The 23,601-nt window shown below is 58.8% G+C and carries 8 protein-coding genes; 5 read left to right on the top strand and 3 right to left on the bottom strand.

The features are described 5' to 3' along the window. Nucleotide 1 precedes the first annotated feature (1 nt). From HQL44_16130 to HQL44_16115, 4 genes are all read left to right on the top strand, one after another. Nucleotides 2–3,403: a UvrD-helicase domain-containing protein gene (locus HQL44_16130; protein MBF0270113.1), complete on the top strand. Its 3,402-nt coding sequence runs from the start codon at nucleotides 2–4 to the stop codon at nucleotides 3,401–3,403. Nucleotides 3,404–3,485: 82 nt separating this feature from the next. Continuing rightward, the gene (locus tag HQL44_16125; protein ID MBF0270112.1) at nucleotides 3,486–4,232 is read left to right on the top strand and encodes a multiubiquitin domain-containing protein; all 747 of its coding nucleotides are present in this window, start codon (nucleotides 3,486–3,488) and stop codon (nucleotides 4,230–4,232) included. Continuing rightward, nucleotides 4,207–5,379 (top strand): ThiF family adenylyltransferase, encoded by a 1,173-nt coding sequence (locus tag HQL44_16120; GenBank protein MBF0270111.1) that lies wholly within the window; start codon nucleotides 4,207–4,209, stop codon nucleotides 5,377–5,379. The genes HQL44_16125 and HQL44_16120 overlap by 26 nt, the downstream gene beginning before the upstream one ends. Further along, nucleotides 5,376–5,810, top strand: a complete 435-nt coding sequence (locus HQL44_16115) for a hypothetical protein (protein ID MBF0270110.1) — start codon at nucleotides 5,376–5,378, stop codon at nucleotides 5,808–5,810. Before HQL44_16120 ends, HQL44_16115 begins: the two co-directional genes overlap by 4 nt. Before the next feature lie 372 nt (nucleotides 5,811–6,182). Here HQL44_16115 and HQL44_16110 read toward each other — a convergent pair whose 3' ends face one another. Further along, nucleotides 6,183–21,689, bottom strand: coding sequence for a FecR domain-containing protein (locus tag HQL44_16110; protein ID MBF0270109.1), 15,507 nt, complete (start codon nucleotides 21,687–21,689; stop codon nucleotides 6,183–6,185). A 278-nt stretch (nucleotides 21,690–21,967) separates the two neighbouring features. On the opposite strand from HQL44_16110, the gene HQL44_16105 reads away from it, so the two are divergent. Continuing rightward, complete coding sequence (locus HQL44_16105; GenBank protein MBF0270108.1) at nucleotides 21,968–23,095, top strand: helix-turn-helix transcriptional regulator; 1,128 nt, start codon at nucleotides 21,968–21,970, stop codon at nucleotides 23,093–23,095. A 70-nt stretch (nucleotides 23,096–23,165) separates the two neighbouring features. Here HQL44_16105 and HQL44_16100 read toward each other — a convergent pair whose 3' ends face one another. Further along, on the bottom strand, nucleotides 23,166–23,354 hold the full coding sequence (locus HQL44_16100) for a hypothetical protein (protein MBF0270107.1): 189 nt from the start codon (nucleotides 23,352–23,354) through the stop codon (nucleotides 23,166–23,168). Between the two features lie 7 nt (nucleotides 23,355–23,361). After that, on the bottom strand, nucleotides 23,362–23,565 hold the full coding sequence (locus HQL44_16095) for a hypothetical protein (GenBank protein MBF0270106.1): 204 nt from the start codon (nucleotides 23,563–23,565) through the stop codon (nucleotides 23,362–23,364). Between the last annotated feature and the right edge of the window lie 36 nt (nucleotides 23,566–23,601).

Here is a 23,601-nt window from a genome sequence, read left to right as displayed (position 1 = left end):
CTTGGACAGCGTGGAACTTGCTAGGCAAGTCGCCTCCGAGATTCATGCTCGCCTCGTTGCATCCGGCGCTGACCCATGGTCAACATATAAATTTGTTGTCGCCGAGGCCAATCGCCGGGGGATTGACGTAGAACCTACAGCGGCAGGGGCAACTGTACTCAACGGTGGCCGAGCAACCTTTGTCGCCGCAGATGATCTGATTCTCCACGAGAACATCGGATCTCTGTTTGAGCAGGCCTTTCTTGTAGCGCACGAGATCGGCCATATTGAGCTTGGCGACGATCCAGCTGGCGAACCGGCGCCAACCATTGATCCGGCCCGCGCGGCTGAACCCTCACCGGTCGGTATGGACCGGGTTATCGATTATGGCCGCAGGCAACGCCGAGAGATCCAGATGGACCTATTCGCGCGCGAGCTACTGCTCCCCCGTAACGTCGCGCGGAAGCTCCATGTTGACGATGGGCTCACCGCGTCTACCATTGCCGCAAAGCTCGGTGCACCGTTCGAAGTCGTTGCACAGCAGTTGTTCGATGCTTTGCTACTGCCGGCGGCACCTCCTGCCGCAAACGCTGAGAATGTCGAACGGTCGCTCAATCCGCTGCAAGCGGCGGCTGCAGGACATCGTGGCGAAGCCTATCTGCTTGAAGCGGGACCTGGCACCGGCAAGACACAGACGCTGATTGCGCGGGTCGAAGGACTCCTAGACGAAGACGTCGATCCAAGGCGGATATTGCTGTTGACCTTCTCAAATAAGGCGGCAGGCGAGATGGCTGAGCGGATCGCGCGCAAGCGGCCAGAAGCCGCGGCCGCGATGTGGATAGGCACGTTCCATGCCTTCGGCCTCGATATCATCCGTCGCTTCCATACGGAGCTTGGCCTACCAAAAGACCCGCGGATGATGGATCGGACAGAAGCGGTCGAACTTCTTGAGGATGAGTTCCCGCGTCTGAAGCTCGCGCAATACCGCAATCTTTATGATCCGACCCAGATCATTGCAGACATGTTGACAGCTGTCTCACGAGCGAAGGATGAGGTAGTCGACGCTGAATCTTATGCAGGGCTTGCTGGCAACATGCTGGCAAAAGCGCAGGATCCTGATGCTCGCGAAGCGGCAGAGCGTGCAAATGAGGTGGCCAGCTTCTATGCGGCCTATGAGCGGCTAAAACGCGACGCACATTGTATAGACTTCGGCGATCTCGTCGCCTTGCCGGCCAAATTGCTCGAAAATGACAAGGCCATCTGCGCGGCGCTACAGGTGCAGTATGATCATGTCCTGGTAGATGAGTATCAGGACGTGAACCGTAGCAGCGTACGTTTGTTGCGCTCACTACGGCCAGATGGCAACAATCTATGGATGGTCGGAGACGCCAAACAATCGATTTATCGGTTTCGCGGCGCATCATCCTTCAACATGACCCGCTTCGGAAAGGAGGATTTTCCATGTGGCAAGCGGGGTCGCTTAAAGCGCAACTACCGTTCTGTACCAGAGATCGTCGCCAGCTTCTCCAGCTTCGCAATTACGATGCGGGCTGGTGATGCAGACAGTGACCTCGAAGCGGATCGGAACGCCAACGGGAATAGGCCGGAGTTGCGCAAGGTACAACGCGCTGAACAGCAGCAGGTTGCTTTGGCCGACGCAATTGAGGAACTTCGGCGCGAGGGCTGCGCCTATCGCGACCAAGCGGTCCTATGCACAGGTAACGAAAAGCTGTCGATGATTGGACAAGACCTCGAACGGCTCGGCGTTCCGGTCTTATTTCTAGGCAACCTGTTCGAGCGGGACGAGGCCAAGGACCTCCTGGCTTTTCTCTCTGTCCTTGTCGATCGGCGAGCCATGGGATTAGTACGAATCGCCTGCTGGCCCGACTTTACAATGTCTTTTGCAGACGTGGCGGCGATCTTCGAACATCTGCGTGTGTCCGATTACGCGCCGGCCGACTGGCTTCAACATGGGGATGCAATCCCAGGCATCAGCGATGCCGGTCGTCAGGCGCTCGCTAGGCTCGCATCCGTGATCGGCGGATTTGACCAAACAGCCTCGCCCTGGACCGTGCTCGCAACACTGCTGCTAGATCGCACCCGTATTGCCGCGCACCTTAGCGCGTCCGATCATCTTACCGATCAGACACGCGGTATCGCGATTTGGCAATTCCTTAACTTCCTGCGAGTGCAGCCGACGGGGCGCAGCCTACCCATCACGCAACTGCTCGATCGTGTGCGCAGGCTCGTGCGGCTCGGCGACGACCGCGACCTGCGTCAACTTCCGTCTTGCGCCCAGCATCTCGACGCTGTGCGGCTAATGACCATTCACGGTGCTAAGGGCTTGGAATTCGGCGGCGTCCATATTCCGGGCCTTAACAGCGACACCTTGCCTCGCAAGCCGCAGGCGCCTCCCTGTCCCGCACCAGATGGAATGATTGCAGGGACTGAAGGCAGCCCACTGGAAGCGTTCCGCGAAGGCATGGCCGAAGAGCAGGAGTGCCTATTCTATGTGGCGCAGTCGCGCGCTCGTGACCGACTGATCTTTTATGCGCCGACCGAGAAGAGCAACGGCTACAACCGACCTCTTTCACCATTCCTAGACCACCTCGGAACCACCATGAGGAGCCGCTCGGTCGTGCCGTTGCGGACTCTTCCCATGGCTGCGGAAAGTCAAGATATTGATTTGGTTGTTGATGGCAGACTGCAGTTCAGAGCACATCAGATCACTCTTTATGAGTCTTGCCCGCGCCGCTTCTTCTACACACATGTCCTGCAGGTCGGAGGTCGTCGGACCACAACCGCCTTCATGCAGTTACACGAGGCGGTTCGCATGGTGGTCAAGGCTGTGATCACGTCGGATCACCTCATGACTGAACAAGACCTAGAGTATCTCACCAACGCGGCTCTTGCCGAGCAGGGGCTGGGTAGCCATGGCTATCTTATGGAATTCCGCGAACTAGCCCTGACACTGCTGAGTTTTTTCCTGGAAAACCGTACAGGTTCAATTGCCGAGCCGCCCGCTGCGCTCAGACTCAACTTTGGTGACGAGGTGATCATCGTTCAGCCGGATGAGGTGCTGATGCGGCCAGACGGGGCTCGTGCCGTACGCCACATCCGCACGGGCCATATGCGGTCGGCCGAGAGCGAGGATGTCGGGGCGGCAGCGCTGATGCTCGCAGTCCAACAAGCCTTTCCAGGCGCTGTCGCAGAGCTTGTCTATCTCGCCGACGGCAAGACGCATGCAATTGAGTTGTCGGAGCGGAAACTGAAAGGGCGCAAGGACAAGCTAGAAGAATTTCTCGGTAATATTCGGGCGGGACGGTTTCCGGCCGATGTCTCGTCGCGCACCTGCCCAAACTGCCCGGCCTTCTTCATCTGCGGCCAGACCCCGGCCGGCCCCCTGAAAAAAAAGTTCGCCTGACCTTACCGGTCGGCAGATATCGCTCCGATTGGACCTTTAGAGCCACGGCGTCGCCATGGCAAAACCTAAAGGATCCAATCTTATGAACACTGAAGAACTGATTGAAGTCGACGATCTCGGCGATGCCCTGCGTGAGGGCCGGGCTCTACGTCCGGCGAGGGGGTATCGCTTCCTCCTCGCGCAAGGTGATCTTAACTTCCTGTCCCGCCAGGTGAGCGATCCCGTGCCGCTAGGCCGCCAGTTGCTTGAAGCCGGCGCCCTGGACCCGCGGGACGGCTATAGCCTGTTCGCGATCCTGCCCTCAGGGGACTTTGAGGACGTGCTGCTGAACGAACCATTCGACCTGCGCGAACGGGGCGCCGAGCGTTTTATCGCCTTCCTGACGGATCGCGACTTCAAGCTTACACTGAACGACGACGAACTGCGCTGGGGCAAGCCAGTCATCAGCGGCACAGTGCTCTACGGCCTCGCCAAACCTGGTGAGGGGGAAGCCGTCTTCATCGTCGTTCCAGGCGGTGAAAATCGTCTGATCGAGCAAGGCCAGCTGATCGATCTGACCCAGCCCGGCATAGAGCGGTTCATCACCGCGCGATTGACGTTCGAAATCATCGTCAATTCGCGGCCGCGCACGGTGAACGCCAGCACAGTCACCTTCGAACAAGTTGTCCAGCTTGCCTTTCCGGGCAAGCACGATCCCAACGTCGTCTTCTCTATGACCTACCGGCATGCAGCGTCAACGCCGCACGCAGGTGAGCTCGGGGCGGGTGGCTCAGTCGACGTCAAGAAGAAAGGCACGGTGTTCAATGTCACGCGAACTGTTCAGTCGTAATTCTGACCTCAAACAGCTACTGGACGAGGGATACTTCGTCCAGCAGCATGGTGGAAATCTCGTCATGCGGGAGGTGCCATATGTTAATGCGCGTCGTGAGGTACGCATCGGCTCCCTCATCTCCAGCCTGACGCTGGCTGGAGACCAGACGCAAAAGCCAGACACTCATGTCGTCCACTGGGATGGCGATTTTCCCTGCCACGCCGACGGCTCACGCATTCAGGCAATTTCTCATCATGCCGGCGCCTTCGACCTCGGCAACGGCCTAAAAGCGACGCACAGCTTTTCCAGCAAACCGGAAGGTGGCTATACAAACTACCACCACAAGATGACGAGCTATGCGAACATCATTGCCGGTCCGGCAGCGGTGCTGAAGCCCGGCGCAACCCCTCGTACATTCAGGAAGCCGGAAGCTGAGGAAGACAGCGTGTTCAACTATGTCGAAACAGCCTCTGACCGCATCGGGATCGGCGCCCTGACTGAACGGCTCGTCAGCGAGCGTGTCGCCATCATCGGCGTCGGGGGGACCGGCGGCTACATCCTGGACTTCGTTGCCAAGACGCCAGTACGCGAAATTCGACTCTTCGACAGCGACGAGTTCCTGACCCACAACGCGTTTCGGGCACCAGGCGCCTCAAGTCTGGAGGAACTGCGAGAGGCTCCGAAGAAGGTCGATTATCTGAAGCGCATCTACAGCCGGATGCACCGGAACATTGTACCGCATGATGTTGCGCTCGGCACTGACAACCTTTCCCTTCTCGATGGCATTACCTTTGCGTTCCTGTCCCTCGACGCGGGTGACGCCAAACGTTTGATCGTGGAGAAGCTTGAAACGGTCGGCGTTTCGTTCGTCGATGTCGGGATGGGGCTTGAACTCGACGACGGATCGCTTGGCGGCATCCTGCGAGTGACCGCCAGCACGCCGGAGAGACGAGATCACGCGCGACAGCACATTTCCTTCGTCGGCGGTGGCGCTAAGGACATATATGCGTCCAACATTCAGGTCGCTGATCTCAACGCACTGAATGCCATCCTCGCGGTCGTGAAGTGGAAGAAAATCCGCGGATTTTATCGCGACCTTGAGCACGAGCACCACTGCACCTATACCACCGACGGCAACATGCTGATTAACGGGGGGCTTTCCTGATGGGGTACACGAGACTCGAACATCGTTTCGTCGAACACATCCCTGAACGCTTGGAGCCAGGCATTCTCTATGTGTCGATGGAATATGCGACATCGGCCCATAGCTGCTGCTGCGGCTGCGGGGAAGAGGTTGTCACGCCATTTACGCCGACAGATTGGAAGATGACATTCGACGGCGAGTCTGTTTCACTTCATCCGTCGATCGGTAATTGGACTCTAAAATGCCGGTCACACTATGTAATTGATCGCGGCAAGGTGATCGAAGCCGCCCCTTGGAGTGACAAGCAGATCGAAGCCGAGCGTAGTCGAGATCGAGTCGCAAAGGCGCGGTTCTACGGGCAGAAGCAAAAGGCCGAGGCATCTGTTCATCCCGCTCAGCCCAAAGCGACACCAGATTTCTGGCGCCGTGTCTGGGACTGGATATTGCGATAATTGCATCGACAAGCCTCGAGGTCATTCTCTAGGAATCCGGAATGTGGGTAAGGTGGGGATAGGCCCCCAATTTCCCCCCTTGCCCATGGCCGCCAAGCTGGTACAAAGTGTCAGAGAGAGGCAGTTCGACATGTGCCGTAACGTACTGTGATTCAAAAGTTATTTGGAACGGATTGGAGATTCCCTCTCTCTCCGCCACCCCCCACAATATATCGATCTACAATAGGTTTCAGCCACAAAACCTGGGCGGCCTCATCCCTGGTACACGGAAGTGGGCCACATGGGCTTGGAAGCGCACATCGCCAGACGTGGCCGCCGATGATTTATAGCCTGGACTCATCGGGCCTCTGATAGTCCGATGCGCGAGGTTCACTAGGCAAACAGCTGGCTTGGATCGAAGCTGCCATTGTCGCCGACCACTGGATTGGCGTCACAGTCAACGGCGACCACAGCGTCGCCGGAAGACTGATAGCCCGGCGCAGCGTCGGCCACGGCGACATACGATGTTCCCGAATAATCGAACATCACGGCGTCGCCCTCGCCAAGAACCACAGTCCCCCCAAGCGAGCCGTTGGCATCGGCGAAAGCGAGCGCCAAGGCCTGTTCAAGATCTTGCGCTGACTGCGACAAATCGCCCGCATGATATCCATTGGCGACCGTCATATGATTGCCGTCATTGTCGAGGAAGTAAAGGCGGTCACCTTCCAGGAACCAGTTGAAGTCCTCGATCACATCCAACGAGCTGGCGCTGGACGATAAAGCGTTCTGGCCGGTCCGCTCAACAAACAGGTCGCTGCCCGAGCCGCCACGAAGCAGGTCGCCGCCGCCAAGACCGATCAAAACGTCATCGCCACCCAGACCTGAAATGCTGTCGGATTGGCTGGTGGCGGTTAGATTCTCATTGCCCGAAGCGCCTATCAAGCGGACCCAGTCGTCAAAACCAGTCCAGTCGGTAAAGGCAAATTGCGCCAGACTAACGTCCTCGTCGGCCTGCGCAGAAATTGTCAGCGTATTGTCGTGACTGTCGCCGACGATGGCGGCGCTTTGCGAAAGTCCCAGGCCGATCTGACTGGCCGAGAAGCTGGCAGAGGCCGTGCCCGCGAATTCCACGCCCTCAATCGCGCCCAAGGTGACGAGAGCAAAATTCTCGCTTCCAGAAACAACAAGCGCGTCGATCCCCTCGCCACCTTCGATGGCCTCTCCGCTAACGGCTTCTCCACCCGCATAACCAAACCGGTCATTGCCTGTCCCGCCCGACAGGCTGTCAGCTCCACCGCCGCCGGAGATGAAATCGCCATAAACGCTGCCCGTGATGATTTCGCTGCCGCCCGCGCCAATCAGAGAGAATGCGTCTGACGTCGCCGACCAGGACAAGAACTTGCTGATGTCGGACAGGTCGAAACTGTCGTCGGTCGCCAGTTGAACACAAACAGTGTTGGCGTTGTCATCGCCGCTGATCGACGTCAACGCCTCGAACTGACTGGCCGACAAGGTGGCCGTCGCGCTGGCGGAAAAGGATAGAATCTCGATTGAAGAAAGACTGCCAGCGGAGAAATTGTTGCTGCCGGTCAAGCGAAGGACATCTGTCCCCGCACCGCCATTGACTGTTTCGCCAAAAGCAAATGAAGAGGCCGCAAACAGAAAGGTGTCGTCCCCATCTTCGCCGAAAAGGGAATCGGCGCCGCCGCCGCCATTGATCATGTCGTTGCCAAGGCCGCCCAGAACGGTGTCGGTCTGGCTGCTGCCTGTAAGGGTTTCGTCGCCCTCTAGGCCGCTGATCTCTATCTTGTCAACGCCATCCGTCCAAGAGATGAAGCTGGTGATGGCGGCTAGGCTGACAGAGCCCCCGGATTCGGCGCTGACGGCAAGGATGTTGGCGTTTCCATCGCCGGTTACCGTTGTCAAGCCGCCGACCTGAGAGGATGTCAGATTGGCGGTTACAGCGCCTGAATAGCTCAATCCCTCGATCGAGACGAGACTGGCCTGGGTGAAATCGCAGTCTGCAGAAATCAGCAAGACGTCAGACCCGGCGCCGCCGTCAATCGTCTCACCTGCAGCGATATCGTCGGATGAAAGCAGGAATATGTCGCTGCCGCCACCGCCCAAAAGCGTATCCGCCCCAGTACCGCCAATAATGGTATCTCGCTGCGAGGTCCCGATGAGTGTTTCCGAGCCAGCGGCGCCGACAAGCGACAAGGCGTCGCTTCCCACCGACCAGGAATCAAAGGCGAAATGAGCAAGACTGACCGAGGTTCCTGCCAGCGCCTCGACAATCACTGTGTTGACGTTCGCATTTCCGGCAATCGTCTGGAGTTGTGCCGTCTGGCTGCCCAGCAGGCGCGCCGTAGCTTCACCTGCAAAGACGAGGGACTCAAGACCTGACAGCGTTGCCTGACGCAAATCGTTGCTGCCGGTTAGATACAAACTGTCGGAACCGCCGCCGCCATCAATTAATTCACCCGCCGCCACGTCACTGGCGGCCAGAACAAAAACGTCGTTGCCGGAGCCACCCGCCAAATGGTCTGCTCCGGCACCGCCGCATAAACTATCTGCCTGAATTGAGCCGGTTAGATTTTCATTGCCACCGGCCCCCGACAGAATCAGCCAATCCTGGCTTGAGGTCCATGAGGCAAAATCAGCAATTCCTGCCAAGCTAACGGTTTCTCCCGCGGCGGCCTGCACCGCAACGCGGTTTTGCCCCGCATCGCCAGTAACGCCAAGGAGGGCCTCGGCCTGATCGCCTGTCAGCGTTGCCGTGGCTGCCGCCTGGAAGGTGATATATTCGACGCTGGACATTGAAGCATTGGTGAAATCGTTGCTGCCCAGAAGCAAGAGCACATCATTGCCTGCGGCGCCGTCGACGCTGTCGCCGACAATGGCGTCACCCGAAGCGAAACAAAACGTGTCAGCGTTTGCACTGCCGATCAAGGTTTCGGCTCCCGCAGCGCCTACGAGCGAAATGCCGTCCTCGCCCGCGGTCCATGACAGGAATGTTTTGGATGATAGATCGATCGTGGCGCTATTCGAGGCGGAAATTATGAGATTGTCGCCCCCTGCGCCACCAGAGATGGTCGTGATTTCTGAAAGTTGGGCATGAGTGAGCGCAATCGTCGCGTCTGCCACATATACAATTGACTCGACGCCTGAAATATCGCCATTGCGCAGATCGTTGCTGCCCGAGACGACAAGGCTGTCATTGCCAGTGCCGCCGATCAGGCTTTCCCCTGCCTCGAAATCGCCCGCGGCCAGCGTGAAAATATCATTGCCAGCGCCACCTGTCAGGCGATCCGCACCCGCCGCACCGCTGAGCGTATCGTCTAGGCCGCTTCCGATAATGATGTCCCCCCCAATTCCACCTTGCAGAAGGATCGAATCAATTCCTTCTGACCAATCGGTCCCCAAGACGAGGTTGGACAGGTCGGACGCGCCGGTGACGACAAGGCTGTTGACGCCCACCGACCCCGCGATCTTTGAGAGCGTGCCTGCTTGGCTGCCAAGCAGCGTGGCGGTGGCGGCGCTTGCAAATGAAAGGGACTCGATGGAACTCAGTGTGGCATATGAGAAGTCGTTGCTGTCAGAAAGTCTGAGAGTGTCGGTTCCCGAGCCGCCGTCAATTGTTTCGCCCGCGATGGCATCGCCTGCCGCGAATAGGAAGACGTCATTGCCAGCGCCTCCCAGCAATGTATCGGCACCTGTACCGCCGTCAATCGTATCGTCATGGCTGGATCCAGACAAAAACTCGCTTCCTTGCGAACCAATCAGCAGGATAATGTCCTGCTGGGATGTCCAGCTTGCAAAGTTTTTGCCCGAAAGCTCGATGGATGATCCTTCGCTTACCATGACAACAAGCGTGTTGGCATTTGCATCGCCGGTAACTGTGGAAATGTCCACGATTTGAGCGGAGCCAAAACCGGCCTCGGCCTCGCCGGCAAAGGCAAGGGCCTCAAATCCGGTCACACTACCCAAATTGAAATCCGTGTCGCCAAGCACTTTTAACGTATCCGTTCCGGCGCCGCCCTCGACCGATTCGCCCGCAACGAAATCTTCGCCAATGAAAATGACGATGTCATCGCCGCCACCTGCGGAAATGATGTCGCATTCATTGCTTCCCGTCAGTGTTTCGTTTCCTGCCGCGCCATTCAGAATGACGCTGTCACTGCCCGCCGTCCAGCTCAGGAAGGAAATGGCGGACAGGTCAGCCGTACCGCCGGTTGCGGCATTGACGGTCATGGCATTGATGTTGGCGTCACCGGTCGCCAAGGCAATCCCTTCGGCTTGATCCGCCGACAGGGTAATGGTCGCAGCGCCTTGGAAGCGCAGCCGCTCGATGGAAACCAAGGTGGCCAGCGATAAATCGTTGCTGCCCAATACTTGCAGTACGTCAATGCCTGCGCCTCCGTCGATGCGCTCGCCCGCCACGGCGTCGCCTGCGGCAAAACGGAAGGCGTCGGCTCCATCGCCGCCGATCAACGTATCAGCGCCACCGCCGCCCGCAATGGCCTGGAAGCCGCTTTCGGCATACAAGACATCATTGCCCATGCCGCCAGTAAGATCATAAAGACCAATCGGGTTGCTGTTGGAGTCATAGCGCTGGGCGTAAACCCCTAGCCCACTGCCATCTTGCAAGTTCGATTGCCAAGTGATGACGAAACCGCCATCAGGCAGGCCGGTCGCCCGCGGATAGCCCTGCCCAGCCGCCGTATAACTGTTGACGCGAAATTCTCCTCCCGCCGCCAGTCCGTCGGAGCCATAGCGTTGGGCGTAGATGCCGTAGTCGCTGCCATCCTGGTACGACATCCAACTGACGATGAAACCGCCATCTTCCAGGCTGGCGATGGTTGGGTAGGTCTGGTTGCTGCTGATGTATGTGTTGATGCGGGTTTCCCCTCCCAAGGCTTGGCCTTGAGAGTCGTAAAGCCGCAAATAGACGCCCATATAGTTGCCGTCTTGAAGATTCGACGCCCAAGCGACGGCGATCCGCCCGTCATTGAGTGCTGCGATGTAGGGATAGTGCTGTCTATCGGCAACCGTTTGGTTGACCATGAATTCGCCCGTTGCGGCATTGCCGCTGGCATCGTACAGCCGCGCGAACACATTGAAATCGCTGCCATCCGTAGACAGCGAACCCCAGGTGACGGCAAATCCGCCATCCTTGATGGCGGAAACTTTCTGAGCATATTGAGAATCGGCCGTTGTCTCGTTGACGCGAAATTCGCTGCCAGCCTTCAGTCCGTTGGCATCGAAGCGTTGTCCGAAAATGCCATAACCGCTGCCATCCTGGCTATTGGAACTCCAAGTGACGACATACCCGCCATCGGCAAATGCGGCGATTTCCGGGTTGTTCTGAACGCCGATCGTGTAGGTGTTGGCTGCAGTTTCTTCGCCAATCGCCTGCCCATTGGCATCGAACCTGCGCAAGGCGATACCGGTGCTGTTGCCATCCAGGCCATAGGTGTGCCAAGTAACGACAAATCCGCCGTCAGCCAGCCCTGCAACGGATGCTGCATACTGGTCGTTGTTGACGATGGTGTTGACTTGGGCCTCGGCGCCAGCAGGCACGCCAAAGGCATCATATCTTTGTGCCGCGACGCCAACGCGGCCATCCGCCATGATGCCATCGAAGGCTATGACATAGCCGCCATCGGCCAAAGCGGCGATTCTAGGCGCTTGCTGTTTGCCATCCGTCGTGGTGTTGACCCGGAATTCATCGCGGCGGGCGAGAGACAAGTCGCCATCGGAGAATCTAAGGGTTTCCACATTATAAAGTGTATCAGTTCCGGAATCGCCGTCTGCGAGATCGGTATCGGTCACGGTGATCACGCCGACACCAGCGCTCAGACGATAACCTGACATGCTTCCAGAAAAAAGGGCGATGTCGGCGCCAATGCCGCCATTAAGAAGATCATTTCCATCTTCGCCGGACAGCGTATCGTTGCCAGCATCGCCATTCAGTTCGTCATTGCCGGTCAGGCCTGATAGAACATCATTACCGGCGTCGCCAGCTAGAATATCGCCATCAGACGTGCCTGTCAGTGTGTCGTTGCCGGAGCCGCCGCTTTGCGCCAAGGTTACTGCAAGAGACGACTGTGTGCGAACGATGGCATGCCCGCTTGCGCTAACCCCTGCGTCGTAGACGTTGTAGGACACATCGTTGATTGTCTGCTGCCCAGTCAGCGTCCAGCTTCCATAAAGGACCAGGTGATCGTTGCTGTCGCCAGCAATCAGCACCTGATCGGTCGTGCCTGAAAGAGATAATGCGTCGATCACGGCCATTCGAAGCGTAATGTTGCTTCCGGTGATAAGGTCTATTTGCTCAATCCCTCGGATAACCCCGTCAGCGATCGAGCGAAAATCCGCGCTGGCTAGAAGCCTGAGTGTATCGGTGCCATTTTGTCCATCGACGGACATATCCTGCGCGTCGAGAATCAGGGTATCGTCACCCTCGCCACCCAACAGCGTATCCTTTTCGGCACCACCGTTCAGGACGTCGTTTCCGCTTCCCCCGGAAATCGTGTCACGCCATGCGCTGCCGGTCAGTGTCTCGTTACCGTCGCTTCCGTTTATCGCGATGGAATCGCCGGTCTGCGACCAGGATACGAAGGTGGTCAGGCCAGCCAAGGTGACGGTTCCGCCTTCTTCAGCATTAATAACAAGTTTGTTTGCATAAGCGTCTCCGGTCAGTGAGGTGAAACCCGAGACTTGCGAGCCTGAGAAGGTGGCCGTGCTGCTGGAGGAGGCCGATGAGGTAAAGCGAATTCCCTCAATGTTCGAAATGGTTGCCAGCGAGAAATCAGTGCTGCTGTTCATGGTTAGGGTGTCAATCCCAGCGCCACCGTCGATCACCTCACCCGCAGGGACATCCCCGGTATTGAAAGCGAAGACATCGTTGCCGCCTCCACCCGACATGCTATCGGCGCCAGCGTAGCCCCAGAATCCTTCGGCGGCGTCCGAACCGGCCAGCGTTTCATTTCCCGAACCGCCAAGCAGCTTGATGCTGTCGTTGCCTGCATTCCAGGAGGAAAAAGTGATGTTGTGCAGATCGGCGCTGCCGTCCAAAGACGCACGGGCTTGAATAAGATTGACGCCGGAACCGGCATCCCCTTTGACAGCCGTCATGTCCGAAAGTTGCTGCCCGGAAAGCGTAATGGTTCCGCTGTCCTCAAACCACACTTCCTCGACGCCGGACAGCAAAGCCAAGCGGAAATCGTTGTTGCCGGATACCAGCAGCCTGTCGGTTCCGCCGCCGCCGGAAATTGTTTCGCCCGCCTCGATGTCGCCTTCATCAAAGCGGAAGTAATCGCGCCCCGAGCCACCCAGAAGGGTATCGGCCCCGCTGCCGCCATCGATGGCTTGGAAGGCGCCGCCGGAAACAAGAATATCGGTGCCATTGCTGCCGGTCAGGCTGACCGACCCAACCGGCTGGCCGCTGGCATCGAAGCGCTGGCCGAAAATGCCGTTGTCGGAACCGTCCTGTCCAACGGACTGCCAAGTCACCACGAAACCGCCATCTGCCAGTGCAGAGATTGAGGGAAAGCTTTGATCAAGATTCGTAAAGCTGTTGACCTGGAATTCGTCGCCCTGAGCCACACCGGCGGCTGAATAGAGGCGGGCGAAAATGCCGCTGCCGCTGCCATCCTGGCCGCCCGATTGCCATGTCACGACAAAACGGCCATTGGACAGCGTGGTCAAGGCCACCTGTGACTGGTCGTAGGTGCTGGTGACGTTGACTTGTGCCTCTTCGCCCTGAGCGGTGCCGCTGGCGTTGAACCGGCGCAAATAGATGCCCGTTCCTTCTCCGTCCTGCCCAGCCGACTGCCAGGCAACCACGAACCCGCCATCTTGCAATGCCGTCACCGCTGGCAAGGTCTGCCCGTCGGTTTGCGTGTTGTTGGCCAGAAGCCCGGATGTCAAGTTGGTGCCGTCGCCCTTGACGATCCGGTAGTAGATATCATAGCCGACCGTGCCGCTACCTGCTTGCATGGAAGACCAGACCGCCACGTAGCCGCCGCCGGTTAAGCCTGCCAGGGACGTTTCCCACTGGTTGTAAGAGGTGTTGGTTGGAATATATCGCTCGGCACCCTGTGCTGCGCCATCGGCGTCATAGCGCTGGGCATAAACGCCGTAACCGCTGCTGTCTTGAACGTTTGATTGCCAGGCGACCAGAAAGCCGCCATCTGAAAGTACTGTAATCGCCGGATTGATCTGATCGTAGGTGACGTAGCTGTTGACCCGGGTTTCGACACCCAGGGCCTGTCCATTGGCATCGAAGCGCTGCATATAGATGCCATAGCCGTTGCCGTCCTGAGGCGAGGATTGCCAAGCGACCACGTAGCTGCCATCCGCCAGCCCCTGCACCGCCGGATTTGACTGGACGATGTTGGCGGGGGGAACGGCATTGGACTGCAGGGCGGTGTTGACCCTGGTTTCGCTTCCAACCGGCGTGCCTGCGGCATCATAACGCTGCATAACAATGGCCGTGGAATCATCTGGATATTTGCCATCCCACACGGCCACATAACCGCCATCGGCTCCCTTCAGCGCCGCCACGGCGGGGCTGCGTTGAACGCCATCGGTTGTCGTATTGATTCTAAATTCCCCGGCGGTTTCCGAAAGCGCCAGATCGCCATCTTGGAAACGCAGTGTCGTTCCCGCGGCAACAAAACGGCTGCCTTCGTTGGCGCCATCTCCAGCGTCAATGTCGGTGACAGTGGCGCCACCGGCGCCGCCGGTGATGCGATAGCCGGTCCGGCTACCCAGGAATAGCTCAATCCCATCTTCAGAGCCGCCGCTACTATCGATGGCAGCACTGCTTTGCAGCACATTCACATCGCCAGTCACGATGATGGTGGCGCCGCCGCCCGTCCAGGATGCCCCCGAGTTTATCCAATTCCCATGCAAATAAAGAAGGTCACTGGAATCACCCGTAACCGTCAGCGTATCTGTCTCGCCAGAGAAGGCCAGCACATCGGCTTCGGACAAGCGCGCGATGCGGCCGCCGCTGCCAGCCAGATCCAAAACCTCGATGTTCAGAATGACACCGTCTTCAATCGCTCTAAAATCGACATCGCTTTCAAGCCGCAGCGTGTCGGTACCGGTCTCGCCATCAACCAGACTGTCGTTGGCATCAAAGATGATAACATCGTCACCGGCGCCGGCGCGGATAACATCGGATTTCTGGGTTCCGATCAGGGTTTCATTGCCCGTTGCGCCGTTCAGCGCGATGCTATCCACCCCATCCGTCCAAGACAGGAAAGTGCCGATGCCCGCCAGGGAAACTGTGCCGTCTGTCGCGCCGTTGACGATAATGTGATTGGCATTGCCGTCGCCGGTCACGCGAGTCAGCGCCATGCCGTGGCTTCCGCGCAAGGTGGCGCTTGCCTCATCCTCGGCGGCGAATGTCAATGCCTCGATCGAAACAAGAGATATTTCGGAATGGCGAAAGTCGTTGCTGCCCGTCAGCAACAGCGTATCCGTGCCCGAACCGCCATCGATGGTCTCTCCGGCCGTTACATCGCCCGCCGCCAGGGTGAATACATCATCGCTGGCGCCTCCTGCCAGCTTATCCGCGCCAGCCCCGCCTTCCAGCGTGTCGGCATAGGCCGTTCCCGTCAGTGACTCGTTCCCCGACGCTCCTCGAAGCAGGATACTGTCCTGTAGCGCCGTCCATTCATTGAAGACCAGCGACGACAGGCTGACCGTAGCGCCAAGACCCGCCACTGCCTCGACGGTATTTCCTGCCTCGTTGCCTATGATCTCGGCGATGGCGGCAATCTGAGAGCCAGAGAATGTGGCCTTGGCAGCGCCAACGAATTCCATGCGCTCGACATTGGAAAGAGACGCCAATGAGAAGTCGTTGTCGCCTGCCACCTGAAGCGTATCGACATTGCCCCCGCCGTCAATTTGTTCGTTCAACTCGACGTCGCCTGCCGCGAACAGGAACGTATCGGCGCCTGTGCTGCCCAGCAGGCTGTCACTCCCCGCTCCGCCTGCAACAACGTCGAATCCGGTTTGCACGCGCAGCACGTCATTTCCGGCGCCGCCGGCCAGAACCGGCAAGCCGACGGCGTCGCCATTGGCATCGAAGCGCCGGACGGCAGTGCCATAGTCGCTGCCATCGACGCCCCATGACCGCCAGGTGACGGCAAAGCCGCCATCAGACAGACCCGTTATTTCACAATAAGATTGATCGCCCGGAGTAAATGTATTGATGGCAAATTCACCACCGGCCTTCTCGCCGTTGGCGTTGTAGCGCTGGCCGAAGATGCCGTAACCGCTGCCATCTTGGCCGTATGACTGCCAGGCGACGACAAAACCGCCATTCTCCAAGCTAGCCACGGCAGCCAACCCTTGGGAGCTGATTGTGTAGGTGTTGACTTGGATGTCGCCGGTCAGCGCCTGGCCATCGGCTGCAAAGCGGCGCATGAAAGCGCCGATGCCATTGCCATCCTGGCTGGGATTCGACTGCCAGACCACGACGAAGCTGCCGTCGCCAAGACCGGCCACGTGCTGTGTGTACTGAATATCCTGGCTTAAGACGTTAGCCTGGAACTCCGCCGTTCTGGCCGTTCCATTTTCGTTGTAGATGCGGCAGTGGACATTATAGTTGGTGGCTTCGTCGGCCAGAGAACACCAGACAACGGCAAAACCGCCGCCCTCAAGCGGGGTAATTCTTGGATTGATCTGGTGGTTGTTCGTTAGCTCGTTAACCTGGAACTCGCTGCCAATCTTTTGTCCATCGTAATCCAGAAGCTGGGCGTAGACCCCGTAACCGCTGCCATCCTGGTCATCCGACTGCCAAACCACGGCAAGCTGGCCGCCGTCTAAAAGGGCGCCCTTCGGACGGTCCTGGTATCCCGACGTATAGGTATTGATCCTAAATTCGCTTCCTATCTTCTGGCCCACTCCGTCAAAGCGCTGTCCATACACGCCGTAATAGCTGCCGTCCTGATAAGATGTCCACAACGCGACAAAGCCCCCGTCGTCCAGGGCAATGTGAGAGGAATAGAGCTGTGCGGATGCGGTGTAGGTGTTGATTTGGCTTTCGTTGCCGACAGGCACGCCGTTCGCATCGTAGATCTGCATGGCGACGCCATAACTGTCGCCTGGCATATTGCCTGACCACGATACAACATAACCGCCATTTTTCAGGCCCGTGATTTCGGGAACCGTCTGGGCCCCTGTCGTTGTCGTGTTGGCCCTGAATTCCTGGTTTCCAGGAACAAGACGGATATCGCCATCGGCAAAGCGCAGGATTTCGATGTCTTTGAGCGTATCCGTTCCCTGATTTCCGTCAGCCGCATTTATGTCAGTGACCGTAATCTCGTTGATGCCGCCCCTCAGACGATATCCGGACATGTTGCCCGAGAAGACCGCCACATCGCTTCCGCCGCCGCCGATCAGACTGTCGTCGCCACCGCCTCCGACCAGGGTGATGGTCTGGGTTCGTGCCGAGGCGTCAATGACGCTGTCGCCCGCTCCCGCAGCGACTTGCACAATTTCAACGCCGGTTGCCTCAGATCGCTCGCCCAGACCGACGCTGGCTTGATGCAGATTGGCTTCGACCACGACCCGTTCGACGGAACCCAGGCCCGAGAAATCGGCGTCGGTAACGCTGTGAACGATGCCTAGATGCAAAGCGTCAAGTCCATCGCCGCCGTCAAAGACAAGGCCGCTTAAATCCAGCTTGCCATCGGGGCGCAGAATGTCGTTGCCATCGCCCGCCGAGACTTGAGTTACTCCCTTGCCCAGCGTGAAGATGTCGTTGCCGTCGCCGCCGACCAGTTGAATTCCGCCGTCATCGGATATGATGGAAATCTCGCCATCCGCAAAAGACAGGTTTTCGACATCCAGCACCAGGGCCGAACCCAGATCGCCCCAGATCGCGTCTTTCAGGCGATCGACGACGGCAAATCCGCCATCGGCGGCTTCGATCTTGAAGCGGCCCATGGCGCCCTTTAAATTCAGCGTGTCGGTTCCATCGCCGCCGTCGATGGTGGCAAATCCTCCCAAAGCCGCCAGATTGTTGTCGTCGTCCGATGCCGTGACGGTGTAACCATAGGCGGTGCCATCCGGGGCGTAGCGTTGCTGATAAATGCCGCTTTGATCGCCATCACGACCGCTGAGATCTTCCCAAGCGACGATGAAGTCGCCGCCGGGAAGGCTTGCGACGGCTGCGTTGCCCGCCGTTGCGCCATCATCGAGGCTGACTCGGAAGCTGGCGGCTGAAGGTGTGCCGTTTGCTTCAAACCGGCGGGCAAAAACCCCCTCGATCTCCGTGCCTGCCGCCGTCGTTTCAAGTCCGGTCCAGGCGGCGGCGAAGCGCCCATCGCTCATCGCGGCCAGCGTAAGCGGCGCATCGGCCAGATTTGCCGTCAGATCGAGCGCGAAGACGCTGCCGACCGTGGCCCCGTCAGACGAGAACAGAACACCCTTGCCCTGGATGTTGCCGCCCGCCCCCGTCTGACGCCAAGCTGCAACCAGATTGCCGTCGGCCAGTTGAACGACATCTGGCTGAATGCCCACCTGACTGGTCAGACGAAATTCCCCGCCGATGGGGGCGCCGGTTGCATCGAAACTTCTGGCATAGACACCATCCGCCTGCGTCCAAACCGCGGTTAAGCCGCCATTGGCCAACGCCGCCAGCACAGGCGATTCCTGATTTCCGGCGCTGGTCTGGGAAATCTGGAAGACATCCGAGGCAGTTGGCGTATAAAGCCTGGCGTAAACGCCCGAGCCGCTGCCGTCACGGCCAGACGCCTCGACCCAACTGGCGGCAAAGCCTCCATCCTTAAGCGCCACCACATCGGGCATGCGTTGTTCGCCGGCGCCCTGATCCGAGATGCAAAACTCGGCACCCTGCTTCAATCCGTCGCTGCCGATGCGCTGGGCGTAGATTCCGCCCTGATCGCCATCCTGTCCTGCCGAGCGCCACAGCACGACCGCCGTACCGTCGGCCAGCACGGCTGCCCTGGGCGACGACTGGTCGCCTTGCGTGCCCGTATTGACCTGGAATTCCGCCTGCGGTCGGCCTTGCGCGTCGAACAGGCGGGCCATGACCGCCGTGCCGCTGCCGTCCTGGCTTGACGATTCCCAAAGGCTCAGCCAGCGACCATCTTGAAAGGACGCCATGCTGGGCCGAGCTTGATTGCCGTGATCATGCTCGTTGACTTGAAAACGCTGTCCACCGCCCAAAGACAGGGTTAGGTCGCCGTCTGAGAAGCCGAGGCGCTCGACATCCCAGACCAGATCGTTGCCCTCGCCAATGATCGCCAGACGCTTGCCGACGACTGTTGCCGAATAGTCAGCCATGGCGCCAGAAAACGCGGCGCTGTCTTGGCCTTCGCCGCCCGACAATTGGTCGTTTCCGTCGCTGCCAGAAAGCCAGTCATTGCCGCCACCGCCGTAAATCAGGTCATTGCCTGCATTGCCCAAGAGCCTGTCGTCGCCGACGCCGCCGCTTATGCGGTCATTTCCGCCGAGACCACTGATTGAATCGGCGCCTGTCGTGCCCGACAGCGTGTCGTCGCCATCCGTAGCGCTGGCGCTGGCGCCAACGGAGGCGGCGTCAACCTGCGACACGGCGGCATCCAGCGCAGCGCCCGAGAACCGGTTGACCAGTGTTTCCAGTTTCGTCGGATCGGCGACGGCTTCCTGGATGGCCTGCGCCGAACTGGTCTGAGCGACGATGGCAATCTTGGCCAGGTCGGTCAGGAATGACGTGCCGGTGCCGCTCAATTCCTCGATGGCGGCGTTGCTGGCCTTGATGACTTCGGCGGCCTGGGTCTTGGCTGCAGCCAGACTTGCCAATTCTCCTGCGCCCAGATTTAGTCCGCCGCTGCCAGCGGCGTTGGTAATCAGGCTCTCGATCTGCGTTGTGCTGCTGCTGAGATCGGTTGCCGCCCCATTTGCTATCATCGTGGCAGCCATTGATTTATACAGCGCCTGGGCGGCCGCGTTGGCGTCAACGCCGCTGCTGGATGCCGCGCCCAGGATCAGATTGGCCGCCTGTACCACCGTGTTGTGGATCTTGACGCCCGCCGCCATGATCTGGCTGGCGACTGACGCCTGCGCAGGATCGAGGCTGGCCGCCACCGGATCCAATTTCGTCAGATCGACCGAACTGGAAACGCCCGCAGCTTCGGCGACCTTGGCCTTGGCCTGATCGGCCGATAGACCCTGGTGGCGGATCATCGAGTCCATCAACGTGGTCAGCGGCGTCACCACCGTCGATCCTGCCGGCGCCGTCAGGACGCCGGTGAAGGCCTCTCCCGTCGAAGCGTCGATACCGCCCTGGACGACGATGGGGCCGCTTCCGCCGGTCAGGGTAAATGCGCCGCCGACGCCTGTCGTCGACCTGGCTTCGCCAGCGTCCCATTGGCCATTCATGTTGGCGTCGGCGAAAACGGTAGCACCCTCAATGTAACCATCGACCGCCTTGCCGGATGTGCTGGACTTCCCGGATGAGGACGAACCGCCGCTTGAATTGGATACCACGTCGTTGCGGTAATCGGACGAGGTGGAGGAAACGTTTCTGCTGTTGCCGACCTGATCCGTTCCGCCAATTCCCTGCACGGCAGCCGAAGCCCTGATGGCCGAGACCGCCGACTCGCTGACAGTGACGGCTTGCGCCGCCGTCACGCGAAAGGCGGACAAGGTCGCCACATCGATGGGCTTGCTGTCGTGGCTGATGATGTCCCACATCGTCAGAAACGGGTTTTTTCCTTCGGCGGCGCCCGGCGCCAGTAGACCCAGCTTGGCGGCCATCTCGCCTGCCTGAAGCATCGCCTTGTCGTAGGCTAGGCCAGAGCCGACAGCCTTTTCGAAAACGGACTTGACGCGCATCGCGGCGTTCTGGGCGTCATTGATGGCGAGGCCGCGCTCCAATGCCTGGTCAATCGCTTGCTGCGCCGTTTGCGCAAACGCCTCATCGGCCCTTGGCGCACTGGTTGAGGTTGCTGCCTTGCTGTCGCGAAGCGGCGCATCGCGCAACAGTTCCAGACGCGGCCCCTGCATGTCGGGCCGAATGTCGCGCAACTGTTCCTGGACGGGCTGGGCGGCATTTGACTGCGGCAATATGGCCAGGGATTGCGCAAAACTGCTCGTCAACTGCGCCGCCGAAACCACAACGGGCGTCGATGGCGGTGTGAAGAAGGTGCCAACCTGCAAGGCCGTGCTGGGCTGGTTGAGAACCTGGGTGCCCGCCGCATTGGTAATGGCGATTTCGCCCGTCACCTCCCCCCGCTCGGGAACGATGGCGGCGGTCAGTCCATGCCCTGGGGTGTATTCTCCGACGCCCAGGGTGCCTCGGATTCCGATGGTTGCAACCGGCGTGCGGATTGTCATGGCGTCGGGCGACGTCTTGGCGATCTGCCCCGACATGAACGAGAACGAACCTTGGATCAGCGAGAAGGCTGATTTGCCGCTTTGCGTCGCTGGGTCGTAGACCATTTGATCAAGGACCATGCGCCCGTTCGACCCCAAGGCCAAAGAAGTGCCGTCCATGAAGACTAGGCCGACCGAAGCACCCTTAGGCGTCTGCAGCACATCACCCTGAAAGACCGCATCGCCCTTGTGCAAGATGGCCTTGCTGCCGTCGGCGTGGATGACGGCGACGTCACCCGACAGCGTGTCGGCCCGCCCGATCGCGTGCCGGTCGATTCCATTGCCGACTTGAGCGAACTGTCCGGGCGCCAATGGACCGGCTAAACGCGCGGCTAAATCGCCAGAAATGCTAGCACCGTCCTCGCTAATTAAATCTGGGGGTGTGGAGGTGGCGAAGAAATCGCTAATGATAAATCGCTCACCACCTTCGCCTTGCAGGATCAGGTCTGGCCCCAGGCGTTCATAGCTGGCGGTGGAAAGCAGATGAGCGGAAGGCACAACAACAGGCCCGCCCTTTTGCGGCGCGGCATGTCCAACATACGAACTGCCATTTTTTGTTATTGTCCCAGTATCTAGCCGTTCTCTCATTTCCGCCCTTATGGCTTATTTATTAGGCGGTAACCTTCTCCCTGCGTCATTTTACTCCGCGATGGATGGTCGCGTGCGCGGCTTAAAAGCCCTGCTGAAGTTATTTGAAAAAATTGATTGATCGTCATCATTCAAATGAATGATGCTTAAAAAAAAGCCTGGATTAAATTCAGGCATGGGGGACGCGAATGTCGGAGATTGAACTGTTAAAGGCGGCTGGGCTGATCTGTGATTCCGCCTGCCAGCCGGAAATCTGGCCCCATTGCATGGAGGTCCTGGCCGCGCGGCTAGGCGCCAAGGGTGCGCAATTCGTCGAATGCGACATCAATACGCTAATGGTCTATGAAACCATTATTGTCGGCTATCCTCGCGAGTTGGCCGAGCTTTACAACAATCTTTATGTTCGCCTTGATCCGCGCGCCCCTTACTTCTTCGCCAATCTCGGCAAGGCTGTCAGTTCAGCGGACGCCTGCCCCAGTCAAAACTTCAAGGCCAGCCAAGTTTACAAGGAACTGCTGGCGCCATTCGGCGCCGAAGAAATCATGCTGATGAGCGCCGCCGACGGCGACACCTGCGCTTTCCTTGGTCTGATCCGCCCAGAAGCCAGTGGGCCGTTCACGCAAGCCGATGTGGACGCCTTTTCCATCGTTCTTCCCTATTTCCAGCGGGCCTTCCGCATCCGGCGCATGCTGGCCGCGCACAGGTCGATGACAACGCGCCTGACCGAAGCGGCCCTTGACGCCCTTACGCTTGGCGTGGTTCTGATCGGAGACAGCGGGCGCATCCTGTTCGCCAATCGGCGCGCCAAGAACATGGCCGCCTCCAACGACGGGCTGGTCATGCGGGAAGGGAAGCTGTGCGCATCGGCAGAGCGCGAAAACCAGATCCTGCTGGCGCAGATCGCGGCCGCCGTCGATCCTGCCTGTCGGGCGCAGATGGGGCCCGGAAAGGGAATGCGCATTTCCAGAAAATCCATGAAAACACCCTATACGCTGCTGACCGCGCCACTTTCCTCGCACCCGGAGGGGATGAGCGCCGAAGCGGCGGCCATCGTTTTCATTTCCGATCCCGACGCCGACCCACCAAGCGCCGAGAAGGTGCTGATGGAATGGTATGGCATGACGGCCAGCGAAGCGCGTTTAGCCGGCGCGATGCTGACGGGAAAATCGCTTGAGGAATTATCCGTCGATTTCGGCGTTTCGATGCCGACTTTGCGCAGTCAGTTAAGCGCCATCTTCGGCAAGACCAACACCAAGCGCCAGTCAGATCTGGTGCGCCTGCTGTCCATGCAATTGGGGCCAATCGGCCACAAGTAGAGAAATTCGTAAAGAAGGGTGGAACAATCGGCGGCTTCGACCAGTCCCGCTCAGTTTTCACAATTTGGAATTAGAAATCTGCCCTAAACGTCAAAAACTTTCTCCTTTCCGGCCCATGCAACGGCTGGAATCCGAAGGCCTCATAAAAAACAAACGCCGCCTCGTCGTTGGGATCGACGACGACGACCGACATGGCGACAGATTGGGCGGCAATCATTGTTCTTTGGATGGCGTCGGCAATCAGGATACCGCCAAGCATGCTGACTTCAAACTCCAGCTAGCGCCACTAAAGAATCAATGTGTTCTCTCGCATTAGGACTCTTCACTGCTGGCGCTTTTGTTTGTGTATTTACACCGATTTGCACTAGCTGCCTTTCCCTGAAGCTCTCATTTGCTGTGTGCAGGATGTGATCGAGGAGGTGCTGGATTACCCATCGCTGGTCGGTTTTGATTTTACCCATCACGTTCATGCGGCCCTCGCTCCGCCAAATATCCTGGCCCATGGA

The organism is Alphaproteobacteria bacterium (assembly GCA_015231795.1).
Taxonomy (GTDB): Bacteria; Pseudomonadota; Alphaproteobacteria; order Rhodospirillales; family WMHbin7; genus WMHbin7.
Note: the sequence above shows the minus strand (reverse complement) of the source record. Positions and strands in the feature narration are given on the sequence as shown.

Excerpts from the sequence above, each read along its gene's own strand:
- HQL44_16125 (MBF0270112.1), top strand. The coding sequence starts at position 3,486 with ATGAACACTGAAGAACTGATTGAAGTCGACGATCTCGGCGATGCCCTG.
- HQL44_16120 (MBF0270111.1), top strand. The coding sequence starts at position 4,207 with ATGTCACGCGAACTGTTCAGTCGTAATTCTGACCTCAAACAGCTACTG.
- HQL44_16105 (MBF0270108.1), top strand. The coding sequence starts at position 21,968 with ATGTCGGAGATTGAACTGTTAAAGGCGGCTGGGCTGATCTGTGATTCC.
- HQL44_16100 (MBF0270107.1), bottom strand. The coding sequence starts at position 23,354 with ATGCTTGGCGGTATCCTGATTGCCGACGCCATCCAAAGAACAATGATT.
- HQL44_16095 (MBF0270106.1), bottom strand. The coding sequence starts at position 23,565 with ATGAACGTGATGGGTAAAATCAAAACCGACCAGCGATGGGTAATCCAG.